16 protein-coding genes are annotated in these 13,967 nt (G+C 46.9%); 14 read left to right on the top strand and 2 right to left on the bottom strand.

Features of this window, described 5'->3' with window-relative positions; all coding sequences use genetic code 11:
* Positions 1-55: 55 nt before the first annotated feature.
* On the bottom strand, positions 56-1,537 hold the full coding sequence (locus B076_RS12590; protein WP_051347275.1) for a M48 family metalloprotease: 1,482 nt from the start codon (positions 1,535-1,537) through the stop codon (positions 56-58).
* 114 nt (positions 1,538-1,651) lie between these two features.
* Between B076_RS12590 and B076_RS0108970 the strand changes: the two genes are divergently transcribed.
* The 9 genes from B076_RS0108970 (at position 1,652) to rimI (ending at position 10,007) form a co-directional block, all read left to right on the top strand.
* Positions 1,652-1,879: a sulfurtransferase TusA family protein gene (locus tag B076_RS0108970; RefSeq protein ID WP_028487012.1), complete on the top strand. Its 228-nt coding sequence runs from the start codon at positions 1,652-1,654 to the stop codon at positions 1,877-1,879.
* Positions 1,872-2,402, top strand: coding sequence for a DsrE/DsrF/DrsH-like family protein (locus tag B076_RS0108965; RefSeq protein WP_028487011.1), 531 nt, complete (start codon positions 1,872-1,874; stop codon positions 2,400-2,402). Before B076_RS0108970 ends, B076_RS0108965 begins: the two co-directional genes overlap by 8 nt.
* A gap of 39 nt (positions 2,403-2,441) precedes the next feature.
* The gene (gene galU, locus B076_RS0108960; RefSeq protein WP_028487010.1) at positions 2,442-3,323 is read left to right on the top strand and encodes a UTP--glucose-1-phosphate uridylyltransferase GalU; all 882 of its coding nucleotides are present in this window, start codon (positions 2,442-2,444) and stop codon (positions 3,321-3,323) included.
* Between the two features lie 51 nt (positions 3,324-3,374).
* On the top strand, positions 3,375-5,006 hold the full coding sequence (pgi, locus tag B076_RS0108955; protein ID WP_028487009.1) for a glucose-6-phosphate isomerase: 1,632 nt from the start codon (positions 3,375-3,377) through the stop codon (positions 5,004-5,006).
* Positions 5,003-6,313 (top strand): UDP-glucose dehydrogenase family protein, encoded by a 1,311-nt coding sequence (locus B076_RS0108950; RefSeq protein WP_028487008.1) that lies wholly within the window; start codon positions 5,003-5,005, stop codon positions 6,311-6,313. Before pgi ends, B076_RS0108950 begins: the two co-directional genes overlap by 4 nt.
* Before the next feature lie 203 nt (positions 6,314-6,516).
* Positions 6,517-7,320 (top strand): CDP-diacylglycerol--serine O-phosphatidyltransferase, encoded by an 804-nt coding sequence (gene pssA / locus B076_RS0108945; protein WP_028487007.1) that lies wholly within the window; start codon positions 6,517-6,519, stop codon positions 7,318-7,320.
* Complete coding sequence (locus B076_RS0108940) at positions 7,317-8,858, top strand: 2-isopropylmalate synthase (protein ID WP_028487006.1); 1,542 nt, start codon at positions 7,317-7,319, stop codon at positions 8,856-8,858. Before pssA ends, B076_RS0108940 begins: the two co-directional genes overlap by 4 nt.
* Before the next feature lie 23 nt (positions 8,859-8,881).
* Positions 8,882-9,517 (top strand): hypothetical protein, encoded by a 636-nt coding sequence (locus B076_RS0108935; protein WP_028487005.1) that lies wholly within the window; start codon positions 8,882-8,884, stop codon positions 9,515-9,517.
* Positions 9,518-9,527: 10 nt separating this feature from the next.
* Positions 9,528-10,007, top strand: coding sequence for a ribosomal protein S18-alanine N-acetyltransferase (rimI, locus tag B076_RS12585; protein WP_051347274.1), 480 nt, complete (start codon positions 9,528-9,530; stop codon positions 10,005-10,007).
* Positions 10,008-10,041: 34 nt separating this feature from the next.
* On the opposite strand, the gene B076_RS0108925 is transcribed toward rimI, so the two are convergent.
* On the bottom strand, positions 10,042-10,851 hold the full coding sequence (locus B076_RS0108925; protein ID WP_028487003.1) for an inositol monophosphatase family protein: 810 nt from the start codon (positions 10,849-10,851) through the stop codon (positions 10,042-10,044).
* Positions 10,852-10,967: 116 nt separating this feature from the next.
* Between B076_RS0108925 and B076_RS0108920 the strand changes: the two genes are divergently transcribed.
* From B076_RS0108920 to ndk, 5 genes are all read left to right on the top strand, one after another.
* Positions 10,968-11,729 carry an RNA methyltransferase gene (locus B076_RS0108920; protein WP_028487002.1) on the top strand — a complete coding sequence of 254 codons (762 nt, stop codon included), beginning with the start codon at positions 10,968-10,970 and terminating at the stop codon, positions 11,727-11,729.
* Between the two features lie 2 nt (positions 11,730-11,731).
* Entirely contained in the window at positions 11,732-12,550 is an 819-nt protein-coding gene (cysE, locus tag B076_RS0108915) for a serine O-acetyltransferase (protein ID WP_028487001.1), read from the top strand.
* An 87-nt stretch (positions 12,551-12,637) separates the two neighbouring features.
* Positions 12,638-13,069 (top strand): Rrf2 family transcriptional regulator, encoded by a 432-nt coding sequence (locus B076_RS0108910; RefSeq protein ID WP_028487000.1) that lies wholly within the window; start codon positions 12,638-12,640, stop codon positions 13,067-13,069.
* 17 nt (positions 13,070-13,086) lie between these two features.
* A complete protein-coding gene (locus tag B076_RS0108905) occupies positions 13,087-13,413 on the top strand; it encodes a HesB/IscA family protein (protein WP_028486999.1) in 327 nt (108 codons plus the stop codon).
* 121 nt (positions 13,414-13,534) lie between these two features.
* Positions 13,535-13,966, top strand: coding sequence for a nucleoside-diphosphate kinase (ndk, locus tag B076_RS0108900; RefSeq protein WP_028486998.1), 432 nt, complete (start codon positions 13,535-13,537; stop codon positions 13,964-13,966).
* Position 13,967: the final 1 nt, after the last annotated feature.

Raw genomic sequence — 13,967 nt, 5'->3', positions numbered from 1 at the left:
ATTCCGTATAGTTTTATTTGATCACTCCTTAATAAAATCTTATGACGGTTTTATTTCAATCTTTTTTGTTCTTTTCTTTCAATAAGTTGGCATGAGTTCGTTTGAAGTCTCTGATTTTGCCTTGTAGTCGGATGTCTTTGGGGTTGCTTTGTTCGTTCGCTTTATTTAGGTATATCTGGGTTCTTTGCAGGTTTCCAATATTGAAGTGGGCAAGTGCTTCAAAATAGTAAGCATAAGCGGTCTGACCGCTTTGTGCATAAAGTGAACTGAGTAATTTATAGAGTTCAAACTGGTAGGTGTAGTTCGGTGTTTCCTTTTCGAGTGCCTCTATTGCTGTTGAGGTTTGTTTGTCCTTGATTAAGATCCGCATGTATTTTTGGAAGATTGCCGGGTCTTGTGGAAACAGTTCATGCGCAAATTTGGCTTCTTTAATCCAGTTCTCGAATGTCCTGTTTGTTTGTGTCTCATTTGCGTTGAGATATAGGTCAAACAGTAGTGAAGGGTAGAGTCGTTGCTGTGGATTGTTTTTTATGGCTTTTCTTAAACATTGAGTGCTTTCTTGAATGTTGTTGGAGTTGCTGTTCAAGGTCTCGAGTGCTTGCCGGTAGCATTGCTCTTCAAGGGTTAAGGTCGCGGGGCGAAGTGTCTCATCTTTCTGTTGGCTGATTGCCTGTAGTTTGAGTTTGATGAGGGTCAGGCTTTCATTGTCTATTTTCATGATGAGCGGAGGATAGCTTTCGGCTCGGCTTTTCGACTCTGCCAGTCGGCGCTCTGTGACCGGGTGGGTGGAGAGTATTTCAGTGGGTTTGAATTCTCGGTTCTGGTATTCAAGTGACAGGCGACCAAAAAAGTCGCTCATGGCAAACGGAGAATAACCACTTTTATATAAGTATTCGATGCCAGCATAGTCGGCTTCAGATTCATGGGTTCGTGAGTATTTCAGTTGCTGCTGCATACTGGCCCCCATGCCTCCCATGAGTGTGGCCATGCCAGCGGATGAGTCATGCATGCCTATCAAGATCGCGGCAATGAAAGACGCAAGGTGGGTGAGGCTGCTTCCGGAACGTAATTCATAGGTTCTGGAAAGATGGTTTTGCGTGACGTGCGCGATCTCGTGCGCCACGACCGAAGCGAGTTCATCTTCGCTGTTGACCGCTCGAATTAACCCAGTATGGATGCCGATTACGCCATCCGGCCCGGCGAAGGCGTTAATGTCCGGGTGCTGGATGACATAGAAAGAAAAGTTTCTGTGATCGCCGCTTTGTTGTGCAATTTTATGTCCAATGCGTTGAATGTAGCTGGATATGTCTGGATCTGAAAGTGTGTGGTGTTCGGAGTGTAGGGCATTTTTGAAGGCTCTGCCTAGTGCCTGTTCCTTCTCCTGGGTGTATTCGATTAAATCAGAAGAACCTAAGTTAGGCAGGTTATTTGCATAAACGTTATTTATTGAGATTAGATAAAGGCAGAAGCCGACGATGATGACCAAAGTCAGCAGGCCTGGTGGTGCGTTTTTCTGGTTTAGCAGTAGGGTTGGCATGGCTTTTCGATTTCGCAAATAATTTTACCGAGCGGGCTGTTTTTTAAGTATTATAAGGTTTACCTATATATTAAATGTACCATTTTATAAATAGTGCCACTGGCAAAGTGAAATATGCAACGATTGGATTTAACCGGCTTGGCTTGTCCTATGCCGATCATCAAGCTTAAAAAGTTCTTAAGTCAGAACCCTGCTCTACAAGATCCCTTTATTGTAGAAGTGTCCGATTCCGGAGCCCTGAAGGATATTCCCGCTTTTTGTCAGCAACAAAAACTCAATTGTGAGCTCAGGCAGTCTCAACCCAATATTGAATTTCAGGTTCAAAGAGGTGCGGATGTCTGACTTGTCTCCGGTTCATGCGTCTCCTCAGTTCAGTCTGATCCAGTCTAAGGGTACCTTGGACTGGGCGTATGCCTCTTTTATACTCGCAAGTACCGCCTCGGTGATGGATAAGGAGGTGGAGTTGTTTTTCACTTTTTACGGTCTCAAATGTCTTCTAAAGGATACCTCTGGTCTGAAAGTCTCACCTTTGGGTCGGCCGGAAATGATTGTTAAAAGTCCCGTTGGCCCGGAGTGGTTTCGCAAAGTCGATTGGAATCAAAAATTGCCCGGCCTGGTTTGGAGCTTGCCAGGCATGTCAAACTTAGCTACGCTGGGGTTTAAGCAGCAGATGAAGCAGCAGGGGCAGATGTCTGTTGAGGCTCTGAGAGAAACTTGTCTTGAATTGGGCGTGAAGATGACCGCCTGTCAGATGACGGTTGACATGATGGGACTGCAAAAGGATGATTTTATTGACGGTGTTGAGTTCGCCGGAGCGCCAAGTTATTTTGCACAGACACCCGATACGCAGAGTTTGTTTATTTAATGCCCCCTCGAATTTGATCCAAAAAAAGAGAGAGATAATATGTCTTATAAACCTTTAACAAAAGCCATTTTACCAGTGGCCGGACTTGGAACCCGCTTTTTGCCGGCGACCAAAGCCATTCCTAAAGAGATGCTGACCGTTGTCGACAAACCTCTGATTCAATATATTGTGCATGAGGCCGCTGAGGCCGGCATTACCGATATTATTTTGGTGACGCACTCAAGCAAGTCTGCGATTGAAAACCACTTTGACAAGCATTACGAGCTGGAGACGGAGCTTAAGTTGCGAGGCAAGCAAGATCGCATGCAGCCCTTAAAGGAAATTACCCCTGAAGGTGTGCGTTTGGTGAGTGTGCGTCAGCCTGAAGCACTGGGTTTGGGGCATGCGATTTTATGCGCCGCTCCGGTTATTGCCGACAATGAACCTTTTGCGGTGTTGTTGCCGGATGTACTGATGCACCATCCAGAAAAAGGTTGCTTGGCGCAAATGGTCGAAGCTTATAAAAAGATGCATACCAGTGTAGTCGCATTAGAGGAAGTGCCAAATGATCAGGTTGAAAAGTATGGTATTGCTGCGGTCAATGGCCCTGATTTGAGAATCACAGAACTGGTCGAGAAACCGAGTGTAGAAGAGGCCCCGTCAAACCTGTCGGTTGTCGGGCGTTATATTTTTACGCCAAGATTGATGAATATTCTGAAAGATACCAAGCCAGGAGCCGGTGGAGAGATTCAGCTGACGGATGCCATGGACACCTTGCTGGAGGAAGAGGTCATGTTTGGCTTTGAGTTCAAAGATGGTAAAAGTTACGATTGCGGGGATAAGCAGGGTTACCTGCAAGCCAATGTTGAGTATGCTTTGCGCGATTCGATTTTGGGTGATGACTTCAAGGCCTATTTGCAAACATTGGAATTAGAAAAATAATGTGCAAGCAGTTTGATTGGGTGTGTGACTGAATACAAAAAAGGGCAAGAAATGGGTGTGGAAAGTTCTAGTGCATGGCGGGCATTGAAGCAACATTGTCAGCAGGGGGCCGGTGAGGTTCATTTAAAGACCTTGTTTGATCAGAAGAACCGGGCGGAGGTGTTTTCTGTTGAACTTGACGATCTGTTTTTGGACTACTCAAAAAACCGGGTAACAGAAGAGACGCTGAAACTGTTGATTGATTTAGCAGAACAGCAGGCTCTGCCTTCTTGGATTCAACGTCTTCTGGATGGTGAGCAAGTCAATGATACCGAAGAGCGTCCGGCCATGCATGCGGCTCTGCGTGCTGGCGGGCAGGGCGTCAAAGGCGAAGCTTTGAGTGTCCAGAAAGACATTGAGCTTGAGTTCGAAAAAATGGCGGGAATGGTCAGTAAAATCCGTGCCGGCCAATGGCGCGGCTTTAGCGGAAAACCCATTACCGACGTGGTTAATATCGGGGTTGGCGGTTCGGATCTTGGGCCTTTAATGATGACGCATGCATTGCAGAACATCAAATCCCCAATCGATTTACACTTCATTTCTTCAATTGACGGCACGCAAACATCAAACTTGCTTAAAAAACTCAATCAGGAAACGACACTTTTTGTGTTGGCGTCTAAGTCTTTCACTACGATTGATACCTTGTCCAATGCTGAAACGGCCAAGGATTGGTTGGAAGAAAAAATAGAAGACCCGCAAACTTTGCTGTCGCAACATTTTGTCGGTGTGTCGACCAAACCGGAGATGATGACTCAGTGGGGAATTCCACACGACAACCAGTTGGTTTTTTGGGACTGGGTGGGTGGACGTTACTCTTTGTGGTCTACGATTGGATTGCCGATTGCTCTGAAGGTTGGAATGGACGGGTTTAGGGAGATGTTACAGGGTGCCAATATTATGGACAGCCATTTTGGTCACGCCCCTTTGGATCAAAACATTCCGGTATTGATGGGTTTGATTGATGTCTGGAATATCAACTTTTTGGATATACAGGCCAAGGCTATCTTGCCTTATGACGCACGTTTGAAATATTTACCGTCCTATTTTGAACAGTTGGTGATGGAGAGTAACGGTAAGTCTGTAAACCGAGAGGGTGAGGCGGTGACCTATAAAACCTGCCCGATTCTATGGGGAGAGGTCGGGCCTAATGCCCAGCATGCGTTTTATCAGCTTTTACACCAAGGGACTCAAGCGGTGATGTGCGATTTTATCGCGCCGGTTGAACGTGATGATTTTGACAGAAGCCGGACTTTTGGTACGGATGAAAGCCTGCACTACCAGCATGAGTTGGCCATGGCGAATTGTTTTGCTCAGTCACGGGTGCTGATGCTTGGCGACGCAGCGATTCCTGAATCGATTAAGCAGCAGTTCGATTCTCCGTTTAAGCATTACCCGGGAAACCAACCTTCCAATACAATCCTGCTGAAAACGATCTCCCCCAAAACCTTGGGGATGCTGGTGGCTTTGTACGAACATAAAACATTTGTAGAGTCGGTGATTTGGGAAATCAACCCATTTGATCAGTGGGGGGTTGAGCTTGGTAAGTTAATTGCCAAAGAAACGCATGCGGCCATCAAAGATGAATCACGCGCTGACAGCTTTGATTCGTCTACTCAGAACTTGATTAAGAGGATTGTAAAATGAAGGTATCTGTTTATGGTTGTGAGTTGAGCGGTTTAGTGACCGCTGGCGCCTTGGCTCAAACCGGGAATGAGATTGTCGCCTTGCCGATTGGCATTGCCAAAGTGGAGGATCTCAGGCAGGGCATTCTTCCTAGAAACGAACCCGGGTTGGAAGCCTTAGTCACCTTGCAAATGCAAGAAGGGCGCTTGCATTTTGAAGATGACTGGAAAGCGGGGGTGGCGCATGGAGAGGTTTTAATCTTGAGTATGCCGTCTTGGCGTTTGGAGCGAGCGGAAGAGATCATTAAGGTCATTGGCGAATGCGCCAAAGGGGATGTACTGGTTGTGAATCAGAGTTCATTTCCGATTGGCACCGCCGATCGCTTTGAGGCGCAACTCAAGTTGGCCTTTGCGGAGCGCGGTTTAGTGGCCAATGTTTCGGTCGTGGCCATGCCAGAGTTCATCAGTGAAGGTTCTGCAATCAATGATTTTGTGAAACCTGATCGCATTGTGCTGGGAAGTCACGACCTGAAGGCTATTAAGTTGGTTAAAGACTTGATGCGTCCTTATAATCGAGTAACCGATCAGGTTAAGGTCATGAGTACCCGGGCAGCGGAATATACCAAGTATGCCGTGAACGCCCTTTTGGCGACGCGCATCAGTCTGGTGAATGAATTGGCAAATAACGCTGAGCATTTTGATATTGATATGGAAGAGGTTCGACAGGGATTGGGCTCCGACCATCGTATAGGCTTTAATTACCTTTATCCCGGATGCGGCTTTGGTGGGCCCAGTTTTGCAGCGGATGTGAAAAACTTGGTAGGCACCTTGCAGAGTAAAGGGTATGACGCGGATTTGTTAAAAGCCGTCTTGAGCAACAATGAGTCACAAAAGGAAGTGCTGTTTCGTAAAGCTTGGCGCTTTTTTAATACGGATCTTAAAAACAAAACCATCGCCGTTTGGGGGTTGTCGTTTAAGCCGAATACCTCAACAGTAGAGAATGCACCGAGTATCAATACCATTCGAGCCTTTGTTGAGCAGGGTGCCGAAGTAAGGGCTTATGACCCGCAGGCGATGAACGATTTTTCTGAACATTGGACAAACCCACATTCAATCAATATGGTGGGGGATATGTATGAAGCCTTGGAGGGGGCGGATGCTTTGGTGATTCTGACCGAGTGGAAAGCCTTTTGGAACCCGGATTTCAAACGTATGAAAAAGCAGATGGATAATTTGGTGATTTTTGATGGACGAAATATTTATGATCCTGATGTAGTGATGGAGCAGGGATTCCGTTATTTTGGAGTCGGGCGCGGCGAAGTTATTTAATTTTGACGGCGTTTTGAAAAGCAGCAGGCCTGTTGGATCAGGCCTGCTGCTTTTGTTTTTAAGGCTTTATCAAGTGCATGACCGTGTATTAACAAGAATGTTTAAGCCGTTTTTGAAGTGCTGAAGTGAGAAAGATGTTTATGCAAAGCGCATATTGCTAAAATACTCAGTGAAATTCAGCCTAATATTTAAAAGTGAGTTGTATGAAACCATTTGAACGCGGCATTTACCTGCTGCCAAACTTAATGACAACGGCCGCGCTGTTTGCCGGATTTTATGCGGTAATAGCGGGAATGCAAGGCCATTTCGAAGCCGGAGCCATTGCGATTTTTGTGGCTATGATTTTTGATGGGTTGGATGGTCGTGTGGCGCGCATGACCAATTCCTGTAGTGCATTTGGCGCAGAATACGATAGCTTGGCCGATATGGTGTCTTTTGGTCTGGCGCCCGCTTTGCTGGTTTATCAATGGGCGTTGCAAGACTTTGAAAAGCTGGGCTGGCTGGTGGCCTTTATTTATACCGTAGCGGCCGCTTTGCGCTTGGCGCGTTTTAACACGCAGGTGGGCATTGCCGATAAACGTTATTTTCAAGGATTGCCCAGCCCGGCGGCGGCGGCCTTATTGGCAGGCCTGGTCTGGATGGTGGAAAGCAATCAAATTCAGACCGGCTTGGAATCAATGGTGGCCATGTTGCTTACCCTGGCAACCGGTATTCTGATGGTGAGCAATGTGCGTTTCAGCTCATTTAAAGAGCTGAATCTGAAAGATAAGGTGCCTTTCGTAACCCTATTGTTGGTGGTTTTGGTGTTGGTGGTGATCACCCTTAAGCCAGCCATGATTTTATTTCTGATATTTTTGTTTTATGCGCTCTCCGGTCCGGTTCTGACTTTGATTGGTCTGCGTAAAACGCGAAGCCTGCGTAAACAGCATAAAAAAGAAGAGACGGTTTCTACCGTTAAAGAGGTCGATGAAACGGCTTTTAACAAGCAAGATAGAGAAAAGTCATGAAAGATCATTTAGTTATTTTTGATACCACCTTGCGTGATGGTGAGCAAAGCCCCGGCGCTTCAATGACCAAGGAAGAAAAGGTTCGCATCGCCAAGCAGCTAGAGAAGCTGCAGGTGGATGTTATTGAGGCGGGTTTTCCTGCTGCCAGCGAAGGAGATTTTGAATCGGTCAAGGCAGTTGCGTCCGTGATCAAGGACAGTACCATTTGTGGTCTTGCGCGTGCGGTGGAAAGTGACATCGTTCGTGCCGGTGAGGCGATCAAACCCGCCAATTCAGGGCGAATTCATACCTTTATCGCCACTTCTCCGATTCATATGGAAAAAAAGCTGCGAATGACGCCGGACCAGGTGGTGGAGAGAGCCGTCTGGGCCATTAAAAAAGCGCGCAACTTCACCGATGATGTCGAGTTTTCACCGGAGGATGCGGGGCGTTCTGATGTTGATTTCTTATGCCGTGTCATTGAAGCGGCGATCGACGCCGGTGCCACCACTATTAATATCCCGGATACCGTCGGTTACAATGTGCCGCATCAGTTTGGTCAGTTGTTCAAGAGTTTGATTGAGCGTATTCCAAATTCAGATAAGGCGATTTTTTCTGCCCATTGTCATAACGACCTTGGTTTGGCGGCGGCAAACTCTTTGGCCGCCGTGCGCAATGGCGCGCGCCAAATCGAATGCACCATCAATGGCTTGGGAGAACGCGCCGGTAACACGGCTTTGGAAGAGGTGGTCATGGCGGTGAAAACCCGACAGGATATTTTTGATGTGGACACGCGCATCAATACCCGTGAGATTTTGGCCTCCTCTAGACTGGTGTCCAATATTACCGGTTTCGCGGTTCAGCCCAATAAAGCGATCGTTGGGGCAAATGCCTTCTCGCACGAGTCGGGCATCCACCAAGATGGGGTTCTCAAACATCGGGAAACTTATGAAATTATGCGTGCCGAGGATGTGGGCTGGACCACCAATAAGATGGTGTTGGGCAAACACTCCGGGCGAAATGCTTTCCGCTCGCGTTTGGAAGAACTCGGTATTACCTTTGAGACCGAGCAGGAGCTGAACGATGCCTTTGTCGGTTTTAAGGAGCTGGCGGATCGAAAACACGAAATTTACGATGAAGATTTGCAAGCCCTGGTGACGGATAATTCCGCTCAGCGTGTTGAAAACGAAACGTATCGTCTTGTTTCGCTGAAGGTTTCGACCGAAACGGGTGAAAAGCCCCATGCCGAAGTGACCCTGTGGATGAATGGGAACGAAGTCACTGCGGTTGCCGATGGTGGTGGGGTGGTGGACGCTACCTTTAAGGCCATTGAAAAGTTGGTTCATTCCGGCGTGACGTTGGAGTTGTATTCTGTAAGCAACGTGACCAATGGCACCGATTCAATGGGTGAAACCACGGTACGTTTGGAATTGGCAGGTCGTATCGTCAATGGGCAGGGCGCGGATACGGATATTGTCACGGCTTCGGCCAGAGCCTATATCAATGCGCTCAATAAGCTCCAGTCAAGTACCAAGGCCCATCCCCAATCGCCGGTTTGATTGGGGTGTCGGATAAGCATGCAATGACAGCGCCAAGACTTTCAGCCGACCTGCTTACACAGTTGGGTGTAACTCAGTGGGCAAGCAGGTCTGCTTATTTTAAAAAGGCCGCATCTTACGATGCTCTTCAAGGGGGCGATGCATCAAACCTTGATAAATCCGTTGAAGTTCAACCGGTGCAGCTTCCTAACCAAGAGACCGTGTCTGAGTTCGTTGAATCCTCGGCTTCATCCGAAGGTGGGACCTTAACCGAATCCAAGGTTCTTCACACTGGTGCTTCGAGTCTTGTCGAGCACGGCACCTTGCAGGTTGTGTTGCTTGGCAGTGGTTTAAATGCGATTTGGGAGGATGATTCCCGAATGGAATGGCAGCTCTGGCGGAATATCTGTCAGGCGCTTAATTGGTCCGAAGAGCAGGTTCATTTTTTTGATACCGATACCCTGATTTCGGATGAGGCTTTATTTGCGATTGTAGAGGAGATCATTGGTTTGGGGGCCGAATCGGTTTTGAGTATGCAGGTTGCGGATCACCCTTTGTCGGAGATGCTTTCCGAAGGTGTTCAGCTTCTGGAAGTGGATTCTCTGGAAAACATGCTGTCCGATCCTTATGCCAAAAAATCCTTTTATCAAGCCGCTTTGAAGTTGGCCGTTTCTCCGTAGCGTTGATTTTATGACAGTCTTTAGTTATCTGCGCGCCATGCATGAAGGCGATTTGAACTGGGTTCTGGACGTTGAACAACAAGCCTACGATTTCCCGTGGAGCAAAAAAGGCTTTGAAAACAGTCTGGATCAAGGATTGAATTATGTTTTTTGCGATGCCGAAGGTACTGCTTTGGGCTATGTTTGTGTTCTCACGGTGCTGGATGAAGCGCATATTCTAAACTTATGTGTTGCTCCAAAATATCAAAAGCAGGGCGTTGCGAGAATGGCGTTGCATAGCTTGCAATCCAAATTGAAAGAAAGTGGCTTTACGTTGTTGCTATTGGAAGTGAGGGTGTCGAACCAACCGGCCATTTCTTTGTATGAATCTTTCGGCTTCAATCGTGATGGCGTGCGTGTCAATTATTACCGATGCCAGGAGTGGGATGAGGTCAGCGGAGAACTTGTCGAAGCTAAAGAGGATGCGGTTTTAATGTCCTGCACCCTCTGATTCGGCTACTTAGAATTTAAGTTTTTAGTCAGGTTTATTTACGAAGTTCTTCTGGAATGGTTTTGGAGATGGTTTGCGCCATTTCTTTGTAAAGTTTGGGGTTGGCAACCAGTATGTTGCCGCTTTCCAGATAGTGTTCGGAGCCCATGAAGTCGGTCACCAACGCGCCGGCTTCCTGGGCGATCAGTGCGCCTGCTGCAATGTCCCAAGGTTTGAGATTAAACTCCCAGAATCCGTCAACCCGGCCACATGCGACATAAGCCAGATCCAATGCGGCTGAGCCGGCTCTACGAACTCCGGCGGTGGATTGCATGAAGCTTTTCAGGCTGTTGAGATAGCTATCCAAATAACTGAAGTCATGGTAGGGGAAGCCGGTGGCCAATAGGGCATTGTCGAGTGTTTTTTGCTCGCTGGTGCGGATGCGGTAATTGTTGAGTTTGGCGCCGCTGCCTCGGGTAGCGGAAAACATTTCGTCGCGAACTGGGTCAAAAATCACGCCATGCATCAATCGCCCTTTTTCTTTTACGGCGATAGAAACACTAAATTGGGGAAACTGATGTAGGAAATTGGTGGTGCCGTCAAGAGGGTCGATGATCCATTCATAATCCGATTTTTTTGATTTTACAACGGTTTTACCGCTCTCTTCGGCTAAGATGGCATGATCCGGATAATATTTTTTAATCGTCTGTATAATAATTTCTTCGGCTTCTTTGTCCACCTCGCTCACATAGTCATTCTTGCCTTTGTGTTCAATATTAAGACGATCAATATTCTCTAAATGGTGAAGGATTTTGCTGCCGGCCTGTCGAGCGGCAATGCTTGCAATATTGAGTAACGGGTGCATAGTGAATTCCTGTGTTGGTGCGGGTTTAATCGTTAAAATCGGTTAGAGCCAAAAAGTGGTTAGCAAAACGCTAAAATACCCATGGAAAAGAAAGAGAATTATAACGGAAAAACACAATGATTGAAGATTATGCGTCACACAAAAACTTGTCAAAAATCCGGATTGTACTGATTGAGACCTCGCACCCGGGTAATATCGGCAGTGTGGCAAGGGCCATGAAAAACATGGGGCTGACACGTTTGGTACTGGTCAGCCCTAAAGAATTCCCCAGTCAGATTGCTTCGGTAAGGGCGTCGAGCGCTGCCGATGTACTCAATTCCGCCAAGGTGGTGGAGACACTTGACGAGGCGGTGCATGGAGCAAAACTGGTGGTTGGAGCCAGTGCACGCTTGAGAAAGGTGGCCTGGCCGCAGCTGGATGTTCGTCAAACTGCAGAATTGGCCATAACCACTTCGGATGAAGGGGATGTGGCTCTGGTGTTTGGACGCGAGGACTCCGGATTGAGTAACTCCGAACTCGATAAATGCCATTATCTGGCGCACATCCCGACCAACCCCGAATACAGCTCTTTGAATTTGGGTGCGGCGGTTCAGGTTTTTGCTTATGAGTGTTTAATGGCAACGGATATTGAACGTCTTCACAGCAAAGGTTATCGTCATAAATTGGCTTCGACCGAGCAGTTAGAGGGTTTTTATGATCATCTTTATCAGGCATTACAGGATATTGAGTTTTTGGATCCAGCCAAAAACGCACGTTTTATGAGGCGCATGCGCAGGTTGTTTAACCGCACGCAGCTGGATGTGAAAGAGATAGATATTTTGCGAGGAATTTTAACCGCCGCGCAACGCCAGGCTTATGCCAATCAACGAGAGGAATGAGTGTGTTCAAACGATTGAGATCGGATATTAATTGTGTGTTCGAGCGTGATCCAGCCGCGAGAAATACCTTTGAGGTGTTGACGACTTACCCCGGTTTACATGCTATTTTGTGGTATCGGGTTGCCCACTGGTTCTGGGGTAAGGGTCTGAAATGGCTGGCTCGATTTATTTCAAGTTTATCACGTTGGTTTACGGGTATTGAAATCCATCCCGCCTGTAAAATCGGTGAACGTTTTTTTATCGATCATGGCATGGGGGTGGTGATTGGTGAAACGGCCGTCATCGGTGATGACTGTACTTTGTATCATGGTGTGACTTTGGGGGGAACTACGTGGCAAAAAGGTCAACGCCATCCAACCCTGGGAGATAGGGTTGTGGTTGGCGCCGGTGCAAAAGTTCTAGGGCCGATTAAGATTGGCAGTGATGCGCGTATCGGTTCAAATGCCGTGGTTCTCAAGGCAGTTCCGAATGGCCGCACGGTTGTGGGCATACCTGGCAGAATTGTGGAGCAGGACAAGAGCGAAGCCCAGCAGCGACGGGCTAAGATGGCTCAGAAAATAGGGTTTGATGCTTACGGCATGAAGCAGGACGCGGCAGATCCGGTTGAGAAAGCGATCTACAGTTTGTTGGATCATATTCAGGTGCAGGATGAAAAGCTGGAAAAAATGGCTTTAGAGCTTCAAAAGCTGGGTGGGGAGTCTATAGATATGCATATGCCGAAATTGGATGATGCCGTCCTTGAGCCGGATGACCCTGAACAGGCGGCACACTTGAAGTCAGGTTTGAACCCTGAAAATGATGGAAATAATAAAAGTGGATAGCGGGATAAGATGAGTTTATTTCAATAGTTGAGTTATTTGGTTGGTTATTATATACTTTATCCATCCGTTTAGAATGGGAATAAAATAATGAAACTGACTTCGAAAGGACGTTACGCGGTAACTGCCATGATTGACATTGCTTTGAACCAAAGTAATGGTCCAATTACACTCGCTCTGATTTCAGAGCGCCAGGGGATTTCGCTGTCTTATCTTGAGCAATTGTTTGCCAAACTCAAGAAGGCCGATTTGGTGTCCAGCGCGAGAGGCCCGGGTGGCGGGTACCGATTGAGCAGGCCTGCCGAAGAGATTTCAATCAGTCAAATCATTCATGCTGTGGACGAGATTATTGATGCCCGAAAATGTGCCGGTAAAGCCAATTGCCATGGTGGGGAGCAATGCCTTTCGCATGAGCTTTGGAATGATTTAAGTGTTTTAATTGATTCTTTTTTAAAGGACATTAATTTGCAATCCCTGATGGACAGGGAACGTGATGTTCTAAAAGAAGTGAAATTCGGTTAAAAGGTAAAGGAGTGAATATGGCCGTTACTTTAACGGAAGCAGCAGCGCAACGTGTTAAAACAATGATCTCTAAACGAGGTTCTGGTCTAGGTTTAAGAGTGGCGACCAAAGTCAGCGGATGTGCCGGTTTTTCCTACGTGGTGGATTATGCTGATGAGATAGGTCCTGACGATGTTGTTTTTGAAAGTTTTGGCGTCAAAGTGGTTGTCGATCCCAAAAGTTTAGAGAATATTGACGGCATGGAAGTTGATTATGTAAAAGAAAGTCTTTTAAATGAAGGGTTTGATTTTAAGAATCCGAAAGTCAAGGATAGTTGTGGTTGTGGTGAATCCTTTACTGTCTAATTCGATCTCTCAAGAAAAGACAGTACACAACTGAGACCCCGGCCAATGCCGGGGTTTTGTTTTTATGCAGTCTGTTTGAATAATTGATAGAATAATGCGACTGTTTTTAAAGGGAAAGCAAATGGAACGGACTTTTTCAATTATTAAGCCGGATGCCGTATCTCGAAATCTAATTGGTGTGATTCAGAAACGCTTTGAAGATAACGGGTTACGTATTGTCGCCTGTAAAATGCTGCAGTTGACTCGAGAACAGGCGGAAGCATTTTATCAGGAACATAAAGGCCGCGAATTTTACGAGCCTTTGATTGGCTTTATGATTTCCGGACCTTTGGTGGTGCAAGTGCTGGAAGGTGAGAATGCGATTTTGAAGAATCGTGAGATCATGGGGGTAACGGATCCTAAGAAAGCGGCTGAAGGAAGCATTCGCGCCGATTTTGCCAATTGCGTGCGCGAAAATTCGGTGCATGGTTCGGATTCGTCAGAGAGCGCCGCTAGAGAAATAGGCTTTTTTTTCAGCCAGACAGAACTGTGTCCGCGCAAAATAAAAGAGTAAG

The sequence above is a fragment of the Thiomicrorhabdus chilensis DSM 12352 genome, assembly GCF_000483485.1.
Taxonomy (GTDB): domain Bacteria; phylum Pseudomonadota; class Gammaproteobacteria; order Thiomicrospirales; family Thiomicrospiraceae; genus Thiomicrorhabdus; species Thiomicrorhabdus chilensis.
Note: the sequence above shows the minus strand (reverse complement) of the source record. Positions and strands in the feature narration are given on the sequence as shown.